The 21,905-nt window shown below is 45.3% G+C and carries 25 protein-coding genes; 2 read left to right on the plus strand and 23 right to left on the minus strand.

Annotated features, from left to right (window positions below; all coding sequences use genetic code 11):
• Positions 1–42 precede the first annotated feature (42 nt).
• From FED51_RS19200 to prfA, 19 genes are all read right to left on the minus strand, one after another.
• Positions 43–594, minus strand: a complete 552-nt coding sequence (locus FED51_RS19200; RefSeq protein WP_053430164.1) for a F0F1 ATP synthase subunit delta — start codon at positions 592–594, stop codon at positions 43–45.
• Positions 591–1,079, minus strand: a complete 489-nt coding sequence (atpF, locus tag FED51_RS19205; protein ID WP_010899883.1) for a F0F1 ATP synthase subunit B — start codon at positions 1,077–1,079, stop codon at positions 591–593. Before atpF ends, FED51_RS19200 begins: the two co-directional genes overlap by 4 nt.
• Before the next feature lie 201 nt (positions 1,080–1,280).
• Positions 1,281–1,493, minus strand: a complete 213-nt coding sequence (gene atpE / locus FED51_RS19210) for a F0F1 ATP synthase subunit C (protein WP_053430163.1) — start codon at positions 1,491–1,493, stop codon at positions 1,281–1,283.
• Positions 1,494–1,561: 68 nt separating this feature from the next.
• Entirely contained in the window at positions 1,562–2,275 is a 714-nt protein-coding gene (gene atpB, locus FED51_RS19215) for a F0F1 ATP synthase subunit A (RefSeq protein ID WP_053430162.1), read from the minus strand.
• 4 nt (positions 2,276–2,279) lie between these two features.
• Positions 2,280–2,672, minus strand: a complete 393-nt coding sequence (locus tag FED51_RS19220) for an ATP synthase subunit I (RefSeq protein ID WP_053430161.1) — start codon at positions 2,670–2,672, stop codon at positions 2,280–2,282.
• Positions 2,669–2,896, minus strand: coding sequence for an AtpZ/AtpI family protein (locus tag FED51_RS19225; RefSeq protein ID WP_010899887.1), 228 nt, complete (start codon positions 2,894–2,896; stop codon positions 2,669–2,671). Before FED51_RS19225 ends, FED51_RS19220 begins: the two co-directional genes overlap by 4 nt.
• A gap of 376 nt (positions 2,897–3,272) precedes the next feature.
• Positions 3,273–5,546 carry a S8 family serine peptidase gene (locus FED51_RS21645; RefSeq protein ID WP_010899888.1) on the minus strand — a complete coding sequence of 758 codons (2,274 nt, stop codon included), beginning with the start codon at positions 5,544–5,546 and terminating at the stop codon, positions 3,273–3,275.
• A 227-nt stretch (positions 5,547–5,773) separates the two neighbouring features.
• Complete coding sequence (upp, locus tag FED51_RS19235; RefSeq protein WP_053430160.1) at positions 5,774–6,403, minus strand: uracil phosphoribosyltransferase; 630 nt, start codon at positions 6,401–6,403, stop codon at positions 5,774–5,776.
• 426 nt (positions 6,404–6,829) lie between these two features.
• Positions 6,830–8,071, minus strand: coding sequence for a serine hydroxymethyltransferase (gene glyA / locus FED51_RS19240; protein ID WP_053430159.1), 1,242 nt, complete (start codon positions 8,069–8,071; stop codon positions 6,830–6,832).
• 106 nt (positions 8,072–8,177) lie between these two features.
• Positions 8,178–8,756: a TIGR01440 family protein gene (locus tag FED51_RS19245; protein ID WP_053430158.1), complete on the minus strand. Its 579-nt coding sequence runs from the start codon at positions 8,754–8,756 to the stop codon at positions 8,178–8,180.
• A 15-nt stretch (positions 8,757–8,771) separates the two neighbouring features.
• The gene (gene rpiB / locus FED51_RS19250) at positions 8,772–9,209 is read right to left on the minus strand and encodes a ribose 5-phosphate isomerase B (protein WP_010899892.1); all 438 of its coding nucleotides are present in this window, start codon (positions 9,207–9,209) and stop codon (positions 8,772–8,774) included.
• Positions 9,210–9,410: 201 nt separating this feature from the next.
• Positions 9,411–10,712 carry a methyl-accepting chemotaxis protein gene (locus FED51_RS19255; RefSeq protein WP_053430157.1) on the minus strand — a complete coding sequence of 434 codons (1,302 nt, stop codon included), beginning with the start codon at positions 10,710–10,712 and terminating at the stop codon, positions 9,411–9,413.
• Complete coding sequence (locus tag FED51_RS19260; RefSeq protein WP_053431910.1) at positions 10,699–11,184, minus strand: low molecular weight protein arginine phosphatase; 486 nt, start codon at positions 11,182–11,184, stop codon at positions 10,699–10,701. The genes FED51_RS19255 and FED51_RS19260 overlap by 14 nt, the downstream gene beginning before the upstream one ends.
• A 157-nt stretch (positions 11,185–11,341) precedes the next feature.
• Positions 11,342–11,887 (minus strand): manganese efflux pump MntP, encoded by a 546-nt coding sequence (locus FED51_RS19265; protein WP_010899895.1) that lies wholly within the window; start codon positions 11,885–11,887, stop codon positions 11,342–11,344.
• A gap of 109 nt (positions 11,888–11,996) precedes the next feature.
• Positions 11,997–13,043 carry an L-threonylcarbamoyladenylate synthase gene (locus FED51_RS19270; protein WP_010899896.1) on the minus strand — a complete coding sequence of 349 codons (1,047 nt, stop codon included), beginning with the start codon at positions 13,041–13,043 and terminating at the stop codon, positions 11,997–11,999.
• Positions 13,044–13,218: 175 nt separating this feature from the next.
• Positions 13,219–13,656 (minus strand): GNAT family N-acetyltransferase, encoded by a 438-nt coding sequence (locus tag FED51_RS19275; protein WP_010899897.1) that lies wholly within the window; start codon positions 13,654–13,656, stop codon positions 13,219–13,221.
• A 54-nt stretch (positions 13,657–13,710) separates the two neighbouring features.
• Positions 13,711–14,343 (minus strand): stage II sporulation protein R, encoded by a 633-nt coding sequence (gene spoIIR, locus FED51_RS19280; protein WP_053430156.1) that lies wholly within the window; start codon positions 14,341–14,343, stop codon positions 13,711–13,713.
• 81 nt (positions 14,344–14,424) lie between these two features.
• Positions 14,425–15,294 (minus strand): peptide chain release factor N(5)-glutamine methyltransferase, encoded by an 870-nt coding sequence (gene prmC, locus FED51_RS19285; RefSeq protein ID WP_053430155.1) that lies wholly within the window; start codon positions 15,292–15,294, stop codon positions 14,425–14,427.
• A 4-nt stretch (positions 15,295–15,298) separates the two neighbouring features.
• Positions 15,299–16,369 (minus strand): peptide chain release factor 1, encoded by a 1,071-nt coding sequence (gene prfA / locus FED51_RS19290; protein ID WP_010899900.1) that lies wholly within the window; start codon positions 16,367–16,369, stop codon positions 15,299–15,301.
• 137 nt (positions 16,370–16,506) lie between these two features.
• Here prfA and FED51_RS19295 point away from each other — a divergent pair, with 137 nt between their 5' ends.
• Positions 16,507–17,817, plus strand: a complete 1,311-nt coding sequence (locus FED51_RS19295; RefSeq protein ID WP_053430154.1) for an FAD-dependent oxidoreductase — start codon at positions 16,507–16,509, stop codon at positions 17,815–17,817.
• Positions 17,818–18,020: 203 nt separating this feature from the next.
• Positions 18,021–18,572 carry a cysteine hydrolase family protein gene (locus tag FED51_RS19300; protein ID WP_053430153.1) on the plus strand — a complete coding sequence of 184 codons (552 nt, stop codon included), beginning with the start codon at positions 18,021–18,023 and terminating at the stop codon, positions 18,570–18,572.
• A gap of 192 nt (positions 18,573–18,764) precedes the next feature.
• On the opposite strand, the gene FED51_RS19305 is transcribed toward FED51_RS19300, so the two are convergent.
• The 4 genes from FED51_RS19305 to rho all read right to left on the minus strand — a co-directional run bounded on the left by FED51_RS19305 (position 18,765) and on the right by rho (position 21,706).
• A complete protein-coding gene (locus FED51_RS19305; protein ID WP_010899903.1) occupies positions 18,765–19,220 on the minus strand; it encodes a hypothetical protein in 456 nt (151 codons plus the stop codon).
• 80 nt (positions 19,221–19,300) lie between these two features.
• Positions 19,301–19,915, minus strand: a complete 615-nt coding sequence (locus FED51_RS19310; protein WP_010899904.1) for a thymidine kinase — start codon at positions 19,913–19,915, stop codon at positions 19,301–19,303.
• Positions 19,916–20,077: 162 nt separating this feature from the next.
• Positions 20,078–20,323 carry a type B 50S ribosomal protein L31 gene (locus FED51_RS19315; protein ID WP_010899905.1) on the minus strand — a complete coding sequence of 82 codons (246 nt, stop codon included), beginning with the start codon at positions 20,321–20,323 and terminating at the stop codon, positions 20,078–20,080.
• A 111-nt stretch (positions 20,324–20,434) separates the two neighbouring features.
• The gene (gene rho / locus FED51_RS19320; RefSeq protein WP_010899906.1) at positions 20,435–21,706 is read right to left on the minus strand and encodes a transcription termination factor Rho; all 1,272 of its coding nucleotides are present in this window, start codon (positions 21,704–21,706) and stop codon (positions 20,435–20,437) included.
• Positions 21,707–21,905: the final 199 nt, after the last annotated feature.

A 21,905-nucleotide genomic window follows, 5' to 3' on the forward strand; every position in this document is an offset into this window, starting at 1 on the left:
TCAGCTAATTACCCGAGCTAAGCTGAACATCGTTAAATTCATTTATGAACGCGGACCGCTTACAAGCTCCCGATGAAGCACATCAAGCTGCCCTTTAATGCTACCGTCATAGATCCGATCGCCAATGCGGATTTTCAAGCCGCCAATGACTGATGGATCCACAATATTTTCAATCAAAAGCTTGGCCTTTCCTACCTTTTTCGCAAATAGTACAGACAGTTGATCCTTTTCTGCCTCCGATAGTGGTTTGGCAGAATAAACGAACGCCTCTGCGATCTTTTGCGCATCATACGAAAGGGATTTAAATTTTTGAACGACTGGAATGATAAGGTCGATCCGTTTACGCTCAACAAGTACGACTAATGTGTTGAAAATGGTATCGTTCACTTTTCCTTTAAACGTCTTTTCCAATAGTTCACGCTTTTGCGTTAGCTCTGTCTTCGGATGAGTCAAAAATTGCATGAGCTCAGGTGTATCTTGAAATACAGCCTTAATCAACTCTAACTCTGAAACAAACGATTCATGCAGTCCTTTTTCTTGAGCCAACTCAAAAAGAGCAACAGCATAACGATTCGCTACCGCATGGTTGCTCATAGCTCTTCGCCTACCTCTTTGAGATATTCTGCAATCAACTTCTCCTGCTCTTTTTCATCTAGCTCTTTCTCAATCACTTTTGTTGCGATTAGAACAGAAAGGGACGCAACTTGTTCACGAAGAGACGCAACAGCTTGCTCTTTTTCTCGTTGGATTTCGGCAAGAGCCGCTTCTTTCAAGCGCTCTCCTTCTGCACGTGCTGCTTCAACGATTTCCTGCCCTTGTTGCTCACTGAGCTTTTTCGCTTTTTGAACAATTTCCTGTGCTTCTTCCCTCGCTTTTTCAACAGCAAGGCGTTGTTGTTCTAAATATTCTTGTGCCGCTTTACGGTCTTTATCCGCCTGATCAATTTGGTCGTTGATCATTTGCTCCCGCTTCTCCATGACACCCATTAACGGTTTAAGGGCAAACTTGCTTAGAAGCCAAAGAAGCACGCAAAAAGCAATCAATTGATAGATGATCGAACCCCAGTTTATATCAAACACGAGCGCGCAACTCCTTTCTTTGACGATACATAAGGAATGGCGAAGGTTCCCCCAAAGGAACATCATCGCCATTTCCACTTACTAAAAGAAGACTGGTTGAAAAAGACGAAGTTAGACGTCTTTTCCAAACCTGAGGCTTGCTAAAGTGTGCAGTCCCCTGTAATGAACAGGCTTAGACAAAGCCCTTCTAGAGTTGTTCTATTAAGTAAATAAAAGGATGAATGATACGACAATCGCCATGATCGGAACCGCCTCGGCAAGGGGTACCCCGATGAACATAAGCGTTTGTAATGATCCGCGAAGTTCTGGTTGACGTGTGACTCCCTCAAGAGTTGCTTTTACGATAATGGCAACGGCGATCGCACCACCGATCGCTGCTAGACCTGCTGCAATACCAGCTGCTAATAAAGACATAATGTAGTCCTCCTTGTTTTTACTAAAGTTTTATTAAATATAGTTAAACGCTCAAATACGAGCATTCATTAATGATGACTTTCCACCTTATGAGCCATGTAAACCATTGCAAGCATGGCAAAGATGTACGCCTGAAGCGTCCCGATAAAAATTCCAAACGCTTGCCAGACCATCGTTGGTACGAAGGCAAAAACGCCCCATAAGACACCAGATGTCCCCAATCCAACAAGCAATACCATTAAAATTTCTTTCGCAAAGACGTTCCCGAATAAACGCATGCCTAGCGTTAATGTATTGGCAAATTCCTCAATAATTTTAAATGGGAATAACACCGGCACCGGACGGAAATAGTCCCTTGCATATTCGCCAAAACCTTTAATCCTTATACCATAAATGTGTGTAAGAATGATCACAAAGGCTGCCAATGAAAGCGTAAGCGCCGGATCAGATGTTGGCGACTTCCACCAAACCTCATAGGTTTCCTTATGATAGATTTCAAATGGAATCCCTAGCATGTTGGCAACGAATACGAAAAAGAGTAGGGTGAAGGCTAGTGCCGTAAAACGACCACCTGTCTTCCAGTCCATATTCGATTTAATGATGCCGCGAACGAAGTCAACGACCCATTCGAGGAAGTTTTGCAAACCGGATGGCCTCATCGATAGACGTCGTGTTCCGATAAAGCAAATGAGGAACACGATCACACATGTAACCGTCGTCATCAAGACTGTGGACATGTTGAACGTTAAGCCCCCGATTGTCCATATCGGCATATCGTGCATAGTCTCACCTCTTTCGCACAGTTTGTAAGATCAAATCAAATAGAATAATGACATATATCAGGGAAAACCCTGCAATTACTGAGAACAGATGAATCGCTTTTGGAAAATGCAATGCCAAAGCGACAGCCGCTAAAGCAAACGCGATTCGAATGGCCATGCTAACCCCTGCGAGGGTATACGAAAGGAAGGATCGTTTCGTCGAAGTAGCGGGACGGATTTTCCCAATCACTAACGCTTTTTGATAGGTTGTCCAAAGATTTAGAAAACCGAAAAACAAACCGACGAAAAATCCAAGGAAATAAGATGGGTAGGGTGTTGCAAAGTAGCCGAGGAGAGACATAGTCGCCATGGATGCAGTAACCAGGCTATAGCCTTTCATTTTTTCATGCACCGTCATGAGTCATCGTCTCCTAAATACGGTTGAACCACCTTAAAAACACCGTAAAAGCCTGAGCCAAGCCCTAACAAAAGGAATAAAATCAAGAGTATTGGTTCGGTCCCTAGCATGTTGTCAAGAAATCTACCAATCAACATACCAGTAACAACTCCACCAACTATGTAAGAGGAAATGACCGAAACTAGTCCAATCGCTCGCCAAGGACTTTTGCTTCTTGGTGGCATCTGTCGCCACTCCTTCTTTAACTGGCTTTAAAGCGGTTTACTTAAGATGTTCAAAAAGTCGGAATTCAAAGCTAAACTTGTACCCATCTACACCTCGTACGATGACATAAGCATAAATGACTTCGCTTTGAATATCCTTGAAGGTTTCTTCATATTTAACGTGTAAACCCTCTCATTATACCCTTTGTAATCGTACAATAGGGTTATGTTCATGTCAATGTATTTTCCAAACAAAAATTGCCCAGCAACGTTTAATGTTCGTCTGTTCACAATTTAGACAAAAACTTTCCTTTAAGGATTTGGAAAGGTAAGGGGTACTTTCTAACCACCATTTGTAACCCCTTACCTTTAATTTTTTCGCTGTCATTTTTGGATATTATTTACTTTCTTCATCTTCTTGCGCTTTTGGTGGCAACAATTCTTCACCGATCATGATAAACGTTTCGATCGTATCTTGATGCCCATCTTGTATTGCGGTCACAAGAACGCGATAAATGCCATCTTTCAAGTCTAGCTCTTCAAACTCATTTTGTAGCATCCCGCGAGGCACCTCCACTTTTTTATCGAGAGTCGCCACAAATTCGAACGTATCAGGATCGTAAAAATCAATCGATAGCTCTTCAGCACCACCTGGTAAGTATAGCTCGTAACGATAGGAATTAGGTTTATCACCGTGTTCAAAATGGAACGCCATCACACGTGGATAGTCCGGCTCCTCAATAAAGAACACGTAAGGTACAACGATGTCTTCTTTTCCTCCTTGCACAACGATCTCACCTTGATGGATTCCTGCTGCTAACACCGATGGCATCAAATCCATTTCAACCGTTACCTCTTTCGCCTCTCCCGGTTTTAACGTAATCGCGAAGGGCACTGCCCATTCAACTCCATCAGGCACATCAAAAGGAGGGGAGATATGGTATGTTCGCTTAACCGTATCATGATTCTCAATAGTCAGTGTAACCGGCCGTTTTTCACGCAAATCATCTTTCGACCATTTTCCGAACGATAGGGCGCCAGGATAAACAAGACTCGTTGCAGCAACAGCCTTATCCACTTGTATTCTTCCAGCTCCTTGTTCATGAATCTCATGGGGGACTCCCTCTTGATCAACGAGCTTTTTTGCCGTATTCATAAGCGCAGCTTTCACTTGCTCAGGTGTCCACTCTGGATGGGCTTGCTTTATTAGGGCCGCTGCCCCCGCAACATGTGGTGCTGCCATACTCGTTCCATTTAATCCTAAGTATCCATTGTTCGGAATGGTGCTATCGATGGATACACCTGGTGCAACCACATCAGGCTTCACATCCCACGTATGAGTGACAGGACCTCTTGAGCTAAAAAGAGCCACGAAGTCCTCTTCTTTTCGGTAGATCGTTCGAAGGGTGAGCTCTTTATTTTTTTGGAGTTCGAGCTGTTCCAGTAAAAACTCACCGTCCTCGCGTGTAATACTGACAACAGGGATGTTAACCCCTCCCTCAATCATACCGGTGAAAGGACCTGGGGTATTATTGTAAATAATCACGCCTCTTGCTTTGGCGGCTACGGCATGCATGACCTTTTCGGTAAATGGCACCATGCCTCGTTTAATGAGAACAACCTTGCCCTCCGCATCTACACCTTCCCACTCTTTTTCTGTACCGTATCCAACGTCAATCATCGGTAAATCTCGTTTAAACGCCCACGGAAGCCCGCCACTGAACGGGTATAAGCTAATTTCATTCTCTTCCCCAAAGGCCGTTAAATAAGGAGTATTTAATGGAGGCGCAGAAGCCCCAACAGATATCGCCTTTTTCGAAGTCCCTGGGGAACCTACAGTCCACATGTTTGGGCCACTATTGCCATTTGATGTTACCGCGACAACTCCTTCTTCTACTGCCGCATCTAACGCAAGGCTTGTCGGCCAATCTGGACCATTCACCGTATTCCCAAGCGACAAGTTAATCACATCGACGCCATCTTCCACGGCTTTCTCAATGGCCGCAATCACCTGTTCTGTCGTTCCTTGTCCACCAGGACCTAGAGCACGGTAAGCATATATTTCCGCTTCTGGCGCTACTCCTTTCACTTGTCCATTTGCGGCAATGATTCCGGATACATGGGTACCATGGAGGGTAGGAGGTCCTTGAGAGGCAATCGTCTCCATCGGATCATCATCGTAATCAACGAAATCGTAGCCTCCTTTGTAGCTGCTCTGTAAATCAGGGTGAGTGTAGTCGATGCCAGTATCAATAACCGCTACTTTTACCCCTTTACCTGTCAAATGAACACCTTCTTCATCAAGCATTCCGCGAACCTGTTCTGCACCAATAAAAGGAGCACTCTCGTTAATCGTTGCTTCATACGTCATGACATGGTCAACGCGTTCTACTCCACTTACTGTTGTTAACTTTTCCACTTCTTCTTCTGGCAGTTGAAAAGAAAAACCGTTAAGCAATCGAAACGTCATCCGTAATTCTCCCGACGGTATTGATCGCTCCACATCTTTGATCGTTGTTTCTAAATCACGATTTGTCAGTACAATAACAACTGTTTCATCTTCCGCTAGCTGCCTCGGCTTTTCCACTGCAAGCGCATATGGGTTCGGTAAGCATACGACAAACAAAACTAGGGTCATCCCTAAAAGAAAGGCAGTTCGTAAGCTATTCATGAAGGACACCCTTTCACAGAAAAAAAGTCTGTTTTTAGTATGGAGAAATTCCCTCATGATCATGTATGTAACTTGTAGATGATTACTTCCCTTGCAGCGGATTTCATTAGAAAAGCTTCGATTGAGGAGGGCTTTAAAGGTCGAATGATGTCCACTTGCTTAAACGTCAACTTTATGGATGTGAAAAAAGACAGCTCATAGTCCAGAGCCGCCTTTTACTTTCTTATTTATTTTGTTCCAAATAGTCGATCTCCTGCATCGCCTAAGCCAGGAACAATATACCCTTTTTCGTTTAGTTTCTCGTCGAGAGCTGCCAAATAAATGTCCACATCCGGATGAGCTTCTTTGACCACTTCCACCCCTTCTGGTGCGGCAATTAAGCACATGAGCTTAATGCTCGTAGCGCCTCGTTTCTTCAGGCAGTTGATCGCCTCCACTGCAGAACCACCTGTTGCAAGCATCGGGTCGATCACAATCAATTCACGTTCTTCCACATCGGTTGGGAGCTTCACATAATATTCGACCGGCTGCAATGTCTCTGGGTCGCGGTAAAGCCCCACATGCCCTACTTTGGCTGCTGGAATCATGCGCAAAATTCCATCGACCATGCCAAGCCCTGCTCGTAAAATCGGAACAAGTCCAAGTTTTTTTCCTGCAATCTTTTTCGAGATTGCTGGCCCTACTGGAGTTTCAACCGTTACTTCTTGTAATGGGAGATCGCGGGTAATTTCAAACGCCATTAGCGCTGCTACTTCATCGACAAGCTCGCGAAACTCTTTTGTTCCAGTAGATTTATCACGTATGTACGTAAGCTTATGCTGAATTAAGGGATGATCGAACACATAAACTTTGCTCATCTTCCTTACTTCCTTTCCGTTAATATCGAGGGTGCGATCCTTCAAAGAATCATCTGACAAACATTGACCCTTTGAACGATTCTACTTGAAAATCAGATGAGGTTCAAGGTGAATCATGCAAAAGTTTTTACTAAAATAGCAATTCTCCCCCGTTTATACAGGCAGGAATTTTGATTTAAAGATTAACGACGAGTGGAAATCGCTTACGCGGACACTTTCCACCGGCAACGTTTCAGCCTTTCCAAGCTTACACAGTACCTTTTCAGGTCTTCGGCTGTGCTTTTCCCGCAGGATTGATCGCCTGCCCACACACAATCAGATCCTAATTGAAAAAAGGGGTTTTTCCGTCATCACAAAGTGCACGAAAGAAGACAAACAACACACAAATCGGGTGAACCACCTTAACGGTTCACCCGATTATCTGCTTTAAAGATTTGGATACATTGGGAACTTCGCAGTTAAAGCGTCCACTCGCTCTCTCGCTTCATTCATCTTCTCTTCGTTATCAACATTTTTCAAGGTTAATGCGATAATCGCGCCAATTTCATCCATTGCTTCTTCATCAAGGCCACGAGATGTCACAGCAGCTGTTCCGATTCGAATCCCACTTGTCACAAATGGACTTTCAGGGTCGAATGGAATCGTGTTCTTGTTCGTTGTGATCCCCACATCGTCAAGAGCTTTCTCCGCTACTTTACCTGTTAGCCCAAGGCTGCGCAAGTCAAGGAGAAGAAGATGATTGTCTGTTCCACCAGACACAAGGTCAATACCTTCCGATGTCAGCTTTTCACCTAGGCGTTTGGCATTGCGAATGATCGCCTCACCGTAACTTTTGAACTCAGGCTGAAGCGCCTCACCGAAGGCTACCGCCTTAGCTGCAATCACGTGCATGAGCGGTCCACCTTGAATACCAGGGAAAATCGATTTATCGATTTGCTTAGCAAATTCTTCGTTGCAAATAATCATACCACCACGTGGGCCACGTAAGGTTTTGTGTGTCGTTGTCGTCACGAAATGACTATGAGGCACTGGATTTTGATGAAGACCAGCTGCTACAAGGCCAGCGATGTGGGCCATGTCCACCATGAGGTAAGCGCCAACTTCATCGGCAATTTCACGAAACTTCGCAAAATCGATTTCGCGCGGATACGCACTGGCACCTGCTACGATCATTTTTGGTTGATGCTCCTTCGCCAAACGACGCACTTCTTCGTAATCGATACGTTGGGACTCCTTGTCCACACCGTACTCCACAAAGTTGTATTGAATACCACTGAAATTTACAGGGCTTCCATGGGTCAAATGACCACCATGGGACAAGTTCATACCAAGAACAGTATCACCATGCTCTAAAATGGTAAAATAGACAGCCATGTTCGCCTGTGCACCTGAGTGAGGCTGGACATTGACATGCTCGCCACCAAATATCTCTTTTGCTCGATCCCGTGCCAAATCTTCGACAATATCCACATATTCACAACCACCATAATAACGTCGACCCGGATAGCCTTCCGCATATTTGTTCGTTAAGACAGAGCCTTGTGTTTCCATAACGGCTTCGCTGACAAAGTTCTCGGATGCGATTAACTCAATTTTGTCGCGTTGGCGACCTAGCTCCTGCTGCACAGCTTCAAATACTTTTGGATCTTTAGACTGTAACGTACTCATCTCGTTCTCCTCTCCTCTGTATGAAATATTCGGCTTTTCACTCTCTCCCACCGATTCAACCACATCATAACATGAAAAAGTAGTTCATTTCCGCATAATTTTGAAATTAACAGCGAAAACTTTCATGTTCTTCTGTTCGTTCATAATTGGCGCGCACACCGCCAATCAGTTTCGGTCGAGAGTAAGCCATGGTTACATGGGCGTCTCCAATGGCTGAAATGGAGCTACGAACCGGAACGGCAACCTGTTTTAAGTGCATGCCGATAAATGTATCACCAATATCAATGCCTGCATCCGCCCTGATTTGTTCCACAATGACAGGGTCACGGAATTGTGTGAAAGCATAAGTCGCCATCGCTCCCCCTGCTTTTCGAACAGGAATCACAGCCACTTCTTCATATCCGCGGGCCTCTGCTTCGTCACGCTCCATCACTAGCGCCCGGTTTAAATGCTCGCAACACTGAAACGCTAGGGCTACACCTGTTTTTTGTTGATATGAAAAGAGGGCTGCATACAGCGCTGCAGCCACATCTTTTGAGCTATTCGTTCCAATCTGCTTCCCGGCTACTTCACTTGTACTCACACCGATGACAAGCAAATGTTTGCTAGACAATGGCTTCGCTTTCTGAAGGTCACCAAGCACGGTTTCAAGTTGTTGCTGGATCGTCATCAAGCTACCGCTCATATGCTGCGCCTCCTTTTAGCCTTCGTACTCTGCAATTTTTCCGATGCGCCGAGCATGCCGGCCACCTTCAAATTCCGTCGTTAGCCACGTTTGTGCAATTTCACGAGCAAGTCCAGGCCCAATGACTCGCTCCCCCATCGCAAGCACGTTGCTGTCATTATGTTCGCGAGTCGCCTTTGCACTGAACACATCATGACATAGGGCGCAGCGAATGCCTTTTACTTTGTTGGCAGCAATGGACATACCAATCCCTGTGCCACAAATTAAGATCCCCCGGTCGAATTCACCGGCTGCCACTTTCTCTGCAACAGGGATCGCATAATCCGAATAATCAACAGAAGTTGTGCAATCACAACCGAAATCCTCATATTGCATGCCGAGCTCTTCCATCAATTGAATGATTTCGTTTTTAATGTTGACGCCCCCATGATCGGAGCCAATCGCTACTTTCATCCACATTCCCTCACTTTCGTCTTTCCTGTTCCATCGCCATTTAACTGGCGCTAAGACTCCCTTTCAAGGCTTGAGAGATACAAGAAGTTACGCGCCAGTAACAATCCGGTTGGTCTCACTAACGTTCAGTGGAGATAACCCCCTGATTGAAGTTCCACTTTATCATACCATAGCTTGTCGTCCTGAAAAATCTGCTATTCCCTATTCGATAATAAATTTTTCGATTGTTTGCTTTAGCTTCTTTGCTTGCTTGGAAAGGATGTTGGCGGTAGTTGACATTTCTTGTACGGCGTTCGTTTGCTGGTCAGTCACTGCTGCAACTTGCTGTGCTCCAGCTGACGTTTCTTCTGCAATCGCGGCCACTTCTTGGGTCTGCTTTGCCGTTTCACGAATCGCCTTCGTTTGTGTTTTCATCATTTCTGATATTTCTTCAATCACATTCGCCACTTCACGTACAGACGTCTCCACTTCTTGAATCGCACGGTTAGTCGCGGTACCTTTTTCTGACTCGGTTTTAGCTTTTTCAACCTGGGTGCCGATTTGAGTGACTACATGCTTTACTTCCTCTTGAATGTTGCGGACTAAATTAGAAATACCTTGAACCGCTTTGCCGCTTTCATCTGCTAGCTTCCGAACTTCATCGGCAACAACGGCAAAACCTTTACCGTGTTCTCCTGCTCGGGCCGCTTCAATCGATGCATTAAGCGCAAGTAGATTTGTTTGTTCAGCAATATCGCCGACAAGGGAAATAATCTCGTCCACTTCCTTTGCCTGCTCTTCCAAACGCCCAACAGAATCTAACGACTTTTCATTATCTTCAGCTAACTGCTTAATCCCGAGGACAAGGGAGTCTATCACTTTTCGACTATCCGCCAATGTTTTCACCATTTCATTGGAGGATTGACGGGATTTTTCCATCCGTTCCTGCACTTGCTCCGCAATTTGGTTCACTTGATCCATCGCTTCGGCTGTCTGTTGAACCGATTCTGCTGAATTCTCTGCCCCTTTGGAAATTTCGCTCATCGTCATCGCAATTTGCTCTGCTCGATCGGAGGATTGCTGGGCAGCTGTATTCATCTCCTTTACTTTCGCATCCGTTTCAACAAAATTGGCATTGATTTCATTTACCATGCTGCGAAGACTTGCAAGCATTTCATTGTAAGCAAGTCCAAGTGAGCGAATCTCATCATCCGATTTTGAAACAGCTACGTCGTTATGTATATCACCTTCAGCCGCCTTACGTGCAGATCGTTCTAATGCGGAAAGAGGTTTCGCAATAAAAAACGAGGAGGCGACATATCCTAGAATTCCGTTCCAGATGACTCCTAAAATAAGTACAATTGCAATATAAGCGCCTCCACTTACGCCCGTTAAATCTCCAAAAAATTCGTCAAACAGTAAAATGAGCAGTGCACTTATTCCAAACGTGATCATCGAAACCGATACTGTGCTAAGGGCAATCTTTTTTCCTATACTCATTCTGTACTTTTTAGTTGCCGTCATCCGCTTCATCTCCTCTTTGTTCTTCCCTTGTCTTTTCTAGCAATGCCTCCACACACATCTCTACTTCATGGGCCATTTGCCGATATTCCTCTAAAGAACCACCAAATGGGTCGATAATATCAAGGCTACCGGAATCTCCTAACGCAAATTCTTTCAAGGTAAACACCTTTTCTCCATTCGCTTCATCATCAAGAGCGATCACTTGTTGCTTATGGTTTTCTGTCATCGTTAGTACGAGATCAGCCCACTGAACCAGTTCTTTCGTCAGAGGCGTTGATGTATGCTCAAAGGAAATTCCCCGTTCCTTTAAGACGGCAGTCGTTCCTTCTGATGCTTTGCCTCCAGAAAAAGCAAACAGACCAGCAGATTTTACCTCAACGCTTCCCTTTGATTTTTGCCGAAAAAGGGCTTCAGCCATCGGGCTTCGGCACGTATTCCCAGTGCAAACGAACAGTACCTTATTCCATTCCATGAGTGAGTCTCCACCTCCTTCAGCCAACAAGGTCAAAAGTCTTAAAAAAAATTCAAATAAAAAAGGGACGATCATCCCTATCTTTTTCTAACTATTTGTATTATAACGCACAAGTAAACCGGTATTCTATATTTGCGTGTGTAAAATGGAGATTTTTTTAGTAGGGGAGAAGCAATTTTACGCCAAATCCGCATAAAATGAAACCGCCAAGAAGCTCACTGTAAGGGCCCACATAACGTTGGAAGCGCATGCCGATAAAGAGGCCAAGCCATGAAAGTACAGTGCTCATAACTCCCATCGCCACAACTGCTAAAGCCATTTTCGCCCCTACCATGCCGAGGCTTAAGCCTGCTGATAAGCTATCAAGACTTACGCTTAACGCAAACACAAATAAGCCAATACCCGACGGATCGACAAAGGTTCGTTCCTTCTCTTGAAACGGTGAGACGATCATCACGAGGCCGAGCCATAGTAATAGACCTGCCCCTAACCAGTTTGCAAATAACCCTAAATGGGCAGATAGTAGCTTCCCTGCCACCATACCCATGAGGGGCATAATCACATGAAACACACCAATCGTGAGCCCCACCTTAAACATTTGACTGAACCGGAGACCAAGCGTCCCCATACCTAGAGCAATGGAAAAGGCGTCCATCCCGAGGGCACTAGCCATGATCAATAACGCAATTAGCTCTTCAACCATTTCATCACTCCTCGTTCATGGCACTCGCACCTTCATGATTGAACGCATGGAGGCACTACTTTATCATATGCATGTCCGAGGAGATTTACGACAGCTTGTATGAAACGAATTACCTTTGAATAATCCTTCCACCGGCAGCTTTTTCTAGCCGATTCATGATCGCCACCCCTATGCCTTCTCGAGGAAACGTTTCGCCTATAATGACATCCACCTTTTGTTCATCAAATTGGCGGAGCACGTGATATAAATTGTGCGCCACCTCTGCTAGATCGTTCCTACTACCGACCGAGAGGATGACATCGGCATCGTAATCTTGTTTGTGTTCATCCGTTGCCATAATCCCCACTTTGAATTGCTTCTCTCGCCACTTATCCACAAACGTTTGAATCGCCGCTTGATTTTCAACAAGGGTCAATTCCCCTTCTGGTGCATAATGGGTATATTTCATGCCTGGAGATTTTGGTTGCTCGTCCTTCCCTAAAAGGGCTGGATCGATTCGAATCGGCCCGAGTACCGCTTCTAGCTGCTCCCTAGTCACCCCGCCTGGGCGATACAATATCGGCGGTGTCGTCGTACAATCAATCACAGTCGATTCCACCCCTTCTGCTGTCGGTCCTCCATCGACAACACCCGCGATTTTGCCTCGTAAATCAGCAAGAACATGAGTGGCTGACGTCGGACTCGGCTTACCTGATCGGTTTGCACTCGGCGCAGCGATTGGTACATTTGCGGCTTCAATAAGCGCTTGTGCAACAGGATGACTCGGCATTCGAACTGCAACCGTGTCGAGTCCAGCTGTAACAACGGTTGATACTTCCTCTCCTTTCGGGAATATGATCGTCAGCGGACCTGGCCAAAAAGCATTTATCAACAGATTGGCCGAATCGGGGATATGCGAAACTAAACGTAGCAACTGTTCTTTCCTTGAAATGTGGACAATAAGTGGATTATCGCTCGGACGCCCTTTCGCTATGAAGATTTTCTGTACCGCTTCATCAGACAAAGCATTCGCCCCTAGTCCATAAACGGTCTCTGTTGGTAAAGCCACAAGCTCACCTTTTTTTATCCACAACGCTGCTTCCTTGATTTCGTTACTGTTTTTATTGATATGTTGATTATTATCCACAATCCAGTGGTTCGTCTGTTTATAACTCATCTTTTTTTCACTCCTATCTTTCCATTTTGCGTTTTCCCCTGGCCATTGTCAATGAAGAGAATTTCTGCAGCGATTACCTTGTTTTCATTCTATTTTTTTCACAACAAAAAGATAGTTATCCACCCTATGTGAACAAGCTGTGGATAACTATCTCTATTTTACTTTCGTCTATTAGTTATAATTGGCATGAGAAGACAGCAATCTCTTTTGCAGCTGTTTGGCGGAAATGGCTTGAGGTTTTAATCGATTCAGGCAATTGATCTTGGTCCATTTGCTTAAATCCTAGGATCGCAAAGAGCTCACTTGCTTGCTTCGCGCAAAGATATACAGTCTCTACACCTTTTTCCTTCGCATGGGCAAGAGCAACTTGGAGAAATTCCAGACTCCTATAGCTTGTCCAATTGGGAGCGTCAATGACGAGCGATCGAAGCAGCCCTTCCTTTCCGAAACACTCCACCCCTACCGTGCCAATTACTTGGTGATTCTCGTTCTCTACGACGAGAAAATCCTTGAGATGATCTTCCATCGCCCCTTCTTGCAATCCTGCTTTTGCGAGCAGACGCTGAATCGGTAGCAAGTCTTTTTCCGATGCTTTGCGAATCACAAAACTCACCGGCAACACCCTTTCTCTAGCCTATTGCTACCATTCTATGTGGTAAAGGGATAATTATGACGCTGTCCCAAAGATTCGTTCAATGATAGAAGAAAAGAGTTCAACGATAAAGAGCGAGACAACGACATCATCTTGTTCCTCTTCCACCTCTTCCTCTACTGTCTCTTCTTCATCAGATGCATCCACGGCGTCTCCGCTAGCCATATCAAGAAAACATAACGGCGGAAATAGTACACACCACCAGTTTTCACCGTTTCCTTCCCCTAACGTAATCAAAACAGTATCGTAAATACCTGCTTGATAAACAATATTACCATATAGTTTTGTCGGAAACTGCGCTTGCGTAAAGGATACTGTGTAATCTTGTTCTAGCCCGAGGGCCGCTAATTCGGACTCTACCATTCGATCAATTTCCGGTAGATTTTCTCGGATCATTTGTTTTGCGTCATCCAAATCATCTAGCCCTGTTACCCATTCTGTGATTTGCCCGTTCACAACATCACGGATATTTCGCTTTACCATTTGGTCTTTAATCGCATCGCTGTTGGCAAGAATCCGTAAGCGTATTGCTTCTTCTTCCCCTACTTCTTGATGGTGGGCCAAAGCGGCATGGTAGCTTTGCGACTCGTATGATAACACTAACACAAAAAGAGAGAATAATAGATAGATAACAACCTTATGATTCATCTGAAAAACCACCTTTCGTCTTGTTCACAAGTCTCGACGAAGGTGGTTCTTTTTAAACGTGAATTGTTTCGACAAATTCGACTAGTATGATGTCTCGTTCCAATAGGCGAGGACGATTCGATCTTTGCCGTTTAGATCGTACAGAACGTCTACTACCGCTTTCGGATAGGCTGTTTGCATAAGCTTTTTTACATCCATCCCTTGCCCAGTCCCAATTTCTAAAGCGACCATTCCTTTTTCCTCTTTCGTTAGGGACGGAAGTTGACTCATGAGCCGCCTGTAAACATCAAGACCATCCACCCCACCAAACAAGGCTAAGGCTGGTTCGTGGTCTCGGACATGGACCGCTAGCGTTTCCTTCTCCACCGTTGGGATGTAAGGTGGATTTGAAACGATGACATCAAAGCGCTCCCCTGTCTTTAGAAATGGCTCTCCTAAATCGCCATGAATCAATTGGACGTTGGCTCCGAGCCTGCGCGCGTTATCAGCGGCCACTTGCAATGCATCGCGAGAAATATCAACTGCTGTCACATTGGTCCGTTCTTCTTCCAATGCTAATGTTACCGCGATCGCACCGCTTCCTGTACCAATATCTAGAATAGTGATCTCTTCCTCTTTCTTGAACTGACGACGAATCTCCTTCAACACTGCAAGCACTAACTCTTCTGTTTCCGGCCGAGGAATGAGTACGTGCCGATCCACTTGAAACTGTCGCCCGTAAAAAGATTCCACCCCTATAAGATGCTGGACTGGAACGCCTGAGGCATGAGCAACTAAGTCCTCTTCTAGACGCTGAAAAAGCTCACCGTCAAGCTCTTCATGGAAGCTCGCCAAAAAGCGGGCGCGATCCATTTGTAAATAGTGTCGAAGCAACATCTCAGCGACTGGTTCTTCTAGTTGACGCTCCCGCAAAAAAGAAAAAGCCCAGTGGAGGGCTTCATGGACTCGCATCGCCTTAATCTTCCTGCTGTTTCATGAGCTCTGCTTGCTCATGAACGATAAGCGATTCAATGATTTCATCGAGCTTTCCTTGAAGGATTTGCTCTAGCTTTTGCAGCGTCAAACCGATGCGGTGGTCGGTTACGCGGCTTTGCGGGAAGTTATAAGTCCGAATCCGTTCTGAACGATCTCCGGTCCCAACGGCCGATTTTCGCGTTTGGTCGTATTCCGCTTGCGCCTCCTGTTGAAACTTATCGTAAATACGAGCGCGAAGAACTTTCATCGCTTTTTCTTTATTTTTGATTTGTGACTTCTCGTCTTGACATGAAACCACGATCCCTGTCGGTAAGTGGGTCAAGCGGACGGCAGACATTGTCGTATTAACACTTTGGCCTCCTGGACCACTGGAAGCGAATGTGTCCACACGAATGTCTTTTTCATGGATGTCTACTTCCACTTCCTCTGCCTCAGGTAACACGGCCACCGTCGCAGTCGATGTATGAATCCGGCCACCCGACTCCGTCTGTGGTACACGCTGAACGCGATGAGCTCCATTTTCATATTTTAATTTTGAATAAGCCCCTTTCCCATTGACAGAGAAGATAATCTCTTTGTAGCCACCGAGCTCAGTTGAAGAAGCTTCGATCACTTCGATTTTCCATCCTTGGGCTTCGGCATAGCGAGCGTACATTTTGTACAGGTCTGCCGCGAACAACTGGGCTTCATCGCCACCTGCTGCCCCGCGAACTTCGACGATTACGTTTTTATCATCGTTCGGATCTTTCGGAAGCAAGAGGACTTTTAATTTGGCTTCTAGGTCCTCTTTCCGTGTTGCAAGCTCATCAATTTCTTCTTTCACCATCGCGTACATCTCATCATCAAGCTTATCTTCGAGCATCTCTTTCGCATCTTGATATTGATCCATGACCGTTTTATACTCACGGTACACTTGGACCGTTTCTTCCATATCTGCTTGCTCTTTCGAATACTCACGTAGCTTATTCGAATCGCTAATGACCTCTGGGTCACTTAACAATTCATTTAATCGTTCATAACGCTCATCTAATGATTGCAAACGTTCAAACACGCCAATTCACCTCATTTTCATAACATTGTCATTATAGTATACGGGAAGTTCTCGGTCAATCAGGCGTTCCCCTCGTTTCTTCTCGGCTTCATTAGGGTATAGTACAAGTAATGTTCTGTAAACAAGAGGTGAAAGCGATGAAGTATGTTATCATTGGCGGCGATGCGGCAGGGATGAGTGCCGCGATGGAAATCGTTCGTAACGAGGAAGCAGCAAACATTACAACCTTGGAAATGGGCTCCATTTATTCATATGCCCAGTGCGGGTTACCTTATGTCGTTGGAGGGGTCATCCCTCAGACAGAAAAACTAATTGCCCGCACGATTAAAACATTTCGTAACAAATATGGAATCGATGCCAGAACCAATCATGAAGTGACAAAGATTGATCCTGATACAAAGCATGTGTACGGAGCTAACTTCGAGATTCCTTATGATAAGCTGCTGATCGCCACAGGTGCCCGCCCCCTTGTTCCCAACTGGCCTGGTAGGACACTTGCCGGAATCCATACGATTAAAACGATCCCTGATACAGAAGCCTTACTCGCTGATTTAAAGGGAGAAATAAAAAATGTCGTCATCGTAGGCGGCGGGTATATCGGATTAGAAATGGCAGAGAATCTAGCCCTTACCGGTAAAAACGTAACCATAGTAGAAGCAAACGCTCAATTGGCGGCGATTTTTGACCAGGAAATGGGGGAAATCATCCATCAGGAAGCTGAAAGAAAAGGAGTAACGCTCCGCCTTAAGGAAGAGGTAAAAGGGTTTGAAGGGACAGATCGTGTACAAGCCGTTGTTACAAGTAGCGCAACCGTTCCAGCAGAGCTCGTCATCATTGCTATTGGCGTCGTACCCAATACAACGTTCCTTGAGGGCCAACCTTTCCATCGCCACGAAAACAGCGCCCTGAAAATAAATGCCTACATGGAGACAAACCTCCCAGACATTTATGCAGCAGGAGACTGTGCGACTCAGTATCATCGTATTAAAAAGATGGATGACTACATACCGTTAGGAACGCATGCAAATAAACAAGGACGGCTTGCCGGTTTAAATATGGTTGGGAAAAGGCGAGCCTTTGCTGGTGTAGTCGGAACCTCGATCATTAAATTTTTCGACTTATCCCTAGGGCGTACGGGACTTTCAGAGAAGGAGACGAGAGATGCTCGGCTTCCAGCATCGTCGATTACCTTTGACGGGCGTGACATCGCCGGATACTACCCAGGAGCCGAACCTTTAAAAATCAAGCTCGTTTACCATTCAGAAACGAACCAACTTCTAGGAGGCCAAGTGATTGGTACGAACGGTGTGGCCAAACGGGTCGATGTCCTCGCGACAGCCCTTTATCAACAGCTAACCTTAGAGGAGTTGCTCGACCTTGATCTTTCCTATGCCCCTCCTTTTAACGGCGTATGGGACCCGATCCAACAAGCAGCCCGTCGAGCGTAAAGAGAGCTTTTCTTCCTTAAACTAAGCAAAGGCGCCGACTCTTAAGAGTAAGCGGTCAATGAACACGAACATAGGCTACCATTCAGTGGGAGATGGGAGACAACACCTTACCGAATGGAGTTTCATTTATTTGCAGGTCAAAAGAAGGATTTTCTCCTATCCATCGCGAACCTATGAACAGCTTACATAGAGGAGGACTACAAGTGTCAAAAGCATTGATTGTCATTGATTACACTAATGATTTTATTGCTGATGACGGAGCGCTCACGTGTGGTGAACCTGGTCAGGCAATCGAACCTTATATCGCTCAACTCATCCACACATTCGTTGCTGAACAGCATTATGTTGTATATGCCACTGACATCCATCATGCCGATGATGTCCACCACCCAGAAATGAAGCTGTTTCCGCCCCACAATTTGGAGGGCAGCGAGGGTCGCCACTTATACGGATCGTTACAAGAACAATTCGAGAGCATCCGAGAGCTACCATTTGTGAACTGGATCGATAAGACTCGGTACTCTGCGTTTGCCGGCACCGATCTAGAACTTCGTTTACGGGAACGAGGCATCCGTGAACTCCACCTCGTCGGTGTTTGTACCGACATTTGTGTCCTCCATACAGCTGTCGACGCATATAACAAAGGGTTTTCTCTTGTGATCCATGAAAGAGGGGTCGCCAGCTTTAACGAAGTAGGTCACAAGTGGGCTCTCGGTCACTTTAAGAGCTCGCTAGGTGCAGACGTTCGCTCATGAGGAACAAAGGGGATAACACCTGAACACATCTCTTCTAAAGAAGACTTCGTGAGAGTCCCGTTCCTTTTATACTCGATCGCTATAAAACCTTGACTTATCCGAAGTCTTCATGGCAGAAGCGACCGTTTCTCTTCCATGCATCAATAAACAGTAACTCCCTAAACTTAAAAAGAGGATGACGCAAAAAAAGCGTCACCCACCTTTTTGAGATAAATGGACTTGGTACCGAGGAATCTGACGCTGCATGTCTTCGCGCAGGTCGTTCATGATTTTATTTCTTTGCTCTTTCTTCATGTTACGTGGAAATTCCACATTCACCCACGCGTGGCTCCCTGCTGTCATAACCATGCTCGAGCGCAAGCCGTGCTCGTCTTGGATAATGCTGCGAATCGTTTCAATATCCGTTGCAATCGTCGGCCTCGTTTCGTATGCCGTTCGGAAACTCGGACCCGAATTTTGCTCACGCGCATCTGGGGCAATGGACCGCTTATAAATGTTGTCGTAGTTAGCAGGCCCCGGCCCTAATAAGCCATACGTTACTTGACCGGCTGGGCGCTCGTTTAGCCCTTGCGCTTGTGGGCGTTCCATTTCTCTACAGCCTACAAGGCATGTAAGGGCCACCATGCAAGCAATCCATCCTTTTCTCATAAAAAGGGCACCTCCATTATGCAGAATGTAAAGCTCTGCATGCTTAGGGTACCCGTTGACAGCTATGATTGTGTTCGTTACTATTCGCCAGAAGAAGCGGTTTCTGGTAATTTGCTCGGCTTATTCGTTACTTGATGACAATGACGACAGCGTGGCTCATAGGCTTCTGCTGCTCCGACTAAAATGATTGGATCATGATAAGAGGCCGGCTTACCATCAATGAGCCGTTGTGTTCGGCTTGCTGGCGAGCCACATACTGGGCAAATGGCTTGAAGCTTGGTTACATACTCAGCCATAGCCATTAATGTACGCGTCGGCTCAAAAGGCTCTCCGCGAAAGTCCTGATCCAATCCAGCACAAATGACACGAACCCCGTGATCTGCTAAATAATCGACAACACCGATGACGTCTTCATCAAAAAACTGTACTTCATCAATGGCAACAATATCTGTATCTTCACTCCACTGCTCAAGAATGGACATCGCCCGTTCAACTGGTATGGCACACACTTTGTTTCCGTTATGCGAAACGACTTCCTGTTCACTATACCGATTGTCAATCGCTGGCTTAAACACTTGCACTTTTAGTCGGCCGTAAGTCGCACGACGAACCCGACGGATAAGCTCTTCCGATTTCCCAGAAAACATGCTTCCACAGATGACCTCGATCCAGCCTTCTTTATGTATCATTTGCATCGTTGTCCCCACCTTACCGAAACAATTTTTTCTATTTGTGAAGGAAAAACGAGTGCATCGCCTCTCCCTATTCCTTATGTCATCATCAACCGATCCGTTCCTTTTTCCTTTCATGAAGAAAAAAACAGGCACCGAATTGCGCGTGCCTGTTGGTTGTACGGTTTACTTAAGGTTGTATTTTTTCTTAAAGCGGTCAACACGGCCACCAGCGTCAGCAAGTTTTTGCTTGCCAGTGTAGAATGGGTGGGAGTCAGAGCTAATCTCGACTTTGATTAATGGATAAGTGTTTCCATCTTCCCACTCAATGGTTTCGTTTGACGTTTTCGTCGAACCGCTTAGAAATTTAAAACCTGTGCTCGTATCCATAAATACAACTTTCTTGTAATCTGGATGGATTCCTGGTTTCATCCTTTTCAACTCCTTTATGCCCTGATTCTTTCGAAACAGAGTTTTCTCAATCACACATGACGAAATTATATCAAGCCTGCGAAGGGATTGCAACCGAATTTTTTAGGTAGCCTACTTTTTTCGAGTGCCATTCGTCATATCTTTTTCCATCGCTTCGAAAAATTCGTCGTTCGTTTTTGTTTCTTTCACACGGCGAATAAAATGATCGACAAATTCCGGTGAATCGTTCATTGTCTTTCTCACCGCCCAAAGCTTTTCTAAATGTTCTTTTGGCATGAGGAGTTCCTCTTTCCGCGTGCTTGAACGGCGAATATCGATTGCAGGGAAAATCCGACGCTCCGATAGCTTCCGATCTAAGTGAAGCTCCATATTCCCTGTACCTTTAAATTCTTCATAAATGACGTCATCCATCCGTGACCCTGTTTCCACAAGCGCGGTCGCCAAAATCGTTAAGCTTCCACCTTCTTCAATGTTCCGCGCCGCTCCAAAAAATCGCTTCGGACGGTGGAATGCCGCTGGATCAATTCCTCCAGACAACGTTCGTCCACTCGGTGGAATGACTAAGTTGTAGGCACGGGCGAGTCGGGTAATGCTATCCATTAGGATGATGACATCTTTTTTGTGCTCTACAAGACGCATCGCTCGCTCTAACACGAGCTCGGCCACTTTAATATGATTCTCTGGTACCTCATCGAATGTCGAGCTGACCACGTCAGCATCTACGGAGCGCTCAATGTCTGTAACTTCTTCTGGACGCTCATCAATGAGGAGGACGATTAGTTCTACATCCGGGTGGTTGTGGACAATGCTGTTAGCAATCTCTTTCAACAAGGATGTCTTCCCTGCCTTTGGCGGCGCTACAATTAAGCCACGCTGACCAAATCCAACGGGTGAGATCATATCGATAATCCGCGAAGAAATTCGTCCAGGCGTTGTTTCTAAATTAAGCTTTCTCTCAGGGTATAATGGCGTAAGAGCTGGAAAGTGCGGCCGCTCTTTGGACGTATCGGGATCTTCTCCGTTAACCGCTTCCACATGCAAAAGGCCATGATAACGCTCATTTTCTTTAGGTGGCCTTACTTTACCCGATACCTTGTCTCCATTTCGCAAATCAAAACGGCGAATTTGTGAGGCAGAAATGTAAATGTCTTCAGAGCTTGGCATGTAATTAATTGGTCTTAAGAAACCAAACCCTTCCGACTGGATAATTTCGAGGACCCCTTCCATGAACATAAGTCCGTCTTCCTCTGCTTGTCCTTTTAAAATCGCAAAAATAAGTTCTTTTTTTGTCAGTTTACTATAGTAGGAAATTTTATATTTCCGTGCGAGTTCATAGAGTTCTCGCAATTTCATATTTTCCAGTTCAGATAAATGAACTCCCATGTTGACACCACTTTTCGTTTAAAATATGTATACGATTTAGTAGACAATGGTTCTTAAAAGTTATGAATGTATGATAGCTAACCTGTACAATTATGGTCAATCGCACACCTATGATAATCAAAAAAATGAATCACAGATACTTTTTCGGAATAAATGAGTGGGAAGCAATCAAAATAACGGAAGAAGTGGAGATGGTTGA

Source organism: Halalkalibacterium halodurans (genome assembly GCF_005671335.1).
Classification (GTDB): domain Bacteria; phylum Bacillota; class Bacilli; order Bacillales; family Bacillaceae_D; genus Halalkalibacterium; species Halalkalibacterium halodurans.

Coding starts and splice junctions, on each gene's coding strand:
- FED51_RS19305 (WP_010899903.1), bottom strand. CDS start 19,220: ATGAGAAAAGGATGGATTGCTTGCATGGTGGCCCTTACATGCCTTGTA.
- glyA (WP_053430159.1), bottom strand. CDS start 8,071: ATGAGTACGTTACAGTCTAAAGATCCAAAAGTATTTGAAGCTGTGCAG.
- FED51_RS19245 (WP_053430158.1), bottom strand. CDS start 8,756: ATGAGCGGTAGCTTGATGACGATCCAGCAACAACTTGAAACCGTGCTT.
- FED51_RS19265 (WP_010899895.1), bottom strand. CDS start 11,887: ATGGTTGAAGAGCTAATTGCGTTATTGATCATGGCTAGTGCCCTCGGG.
- FED51_RS19270 (WP_010899896.1), bottom strand. CDS start 13,043: ATGAGTTATAAACAGACGAACCACTGGATTGTGGATAATAATCAACAT.
- atpE (WP_053430163.1), bottom strand. CDS start 1,493: ATGTCTTTATTAGCAGCTGGTATTGCAGCAGGTCTAGCAGCGATCGGT.
- FED51_RS19255 (WP_053430157.1), bottom strand. CDS start 10,712: ATGACGGCAACTAAAAAGTACAGAATGAGTATAGGAAAAAAGATTGCC.
- FED51_RS19220 (WP_053430161.1), bottom strand. CDS start 2,672: ATGACGGTGCATGAAAAAATGAAAGGCTATAGCCTGGTTACTGCATCC.
- rho (WP_010899906.1), bottom strand. CDS start 21,706: ATGGGAGTTCATTTATCTGAACTGGAAAATATGAAATTGCGAGAACTC.
- FED51_RS19200 (WP_053430164.1), bottom strand. CDS start 594: ATGAGCAACCATGCGGTAGCGAATCGTTATGCTGTTGCTCTTTTTGAG.
- upp (WP_053430160.1), bottom strand. CDS start 6,403: ATGAGCAAAGTTTATGTGTTCGATCATCCCTTAATTCAGCATAAGCTT.
- rpiB (WP_010899892.1), bottom strand. CDS start 9,209: ATGAAAGTAGCGATTGGCTCCGATCATGGGGGCGTCAACATTAAAAAC.
- FED51_RS21645 (WP_010899888.1), bottom strand. CDS start 5,546: ATGAATAGCTTACGAACTGCCTTTCTTTTAGGGATGACCCTAGTTTTG.
- FED51_RS19315 (WP_010899905.1), bottom strand. CDS start 20,323: ATGAAACCAGGAATCCATCCAGATTACAAGAAAGTTGTATTTATGGAT.
- FED51_RS19295 (WP_053430154.1), top strand. CDS start 16,507: ATGAAGTATGTTATCATTGGCGGCGATGCGGCAGGGATGAGTGCCGCG.
- spoIIR (WP_053430156.1), bottom strand. CDS start 14,343: ATGAATCATAAGGTTGTTATCTATCTATTATTCTCTCTTTTTGTGTTA.
- FED51_RS19225 (WP_010899887.1), bottom strand. CDS start 2,896: ATGCCACCAAGAAGCAAAAGTCCTTGGCGAGCGATTGGACTAGTTTCG.
- prmC (WP_053430155.1), bottom strand. CDS start 15,294: ATGCGAGTCCATGAAGCCCTCCACTGGGCTTTTTCTTTTTTGCGGGAG.
- atpB (WP_053430162.1), bottom strand. CDS start 2,275: ATGCACGATATGCCGATATGGACAATCGGGGGCTTAACGTTCAACATG.
- FED51_RS19260 (WP_053431910.1), bottom strand. CDS start 11,184: ATGGAATGGAATAAGGTACTGTTCGTTTGCACTGGGAATACGTGCCGA.
- FED51_RS19310 (WP_010899904.1), bottom strand. CDS start 19,915: ATGCAAATGATACATAAAGAAGGCTGGATCGAGGTCATCTGTGGAAGC.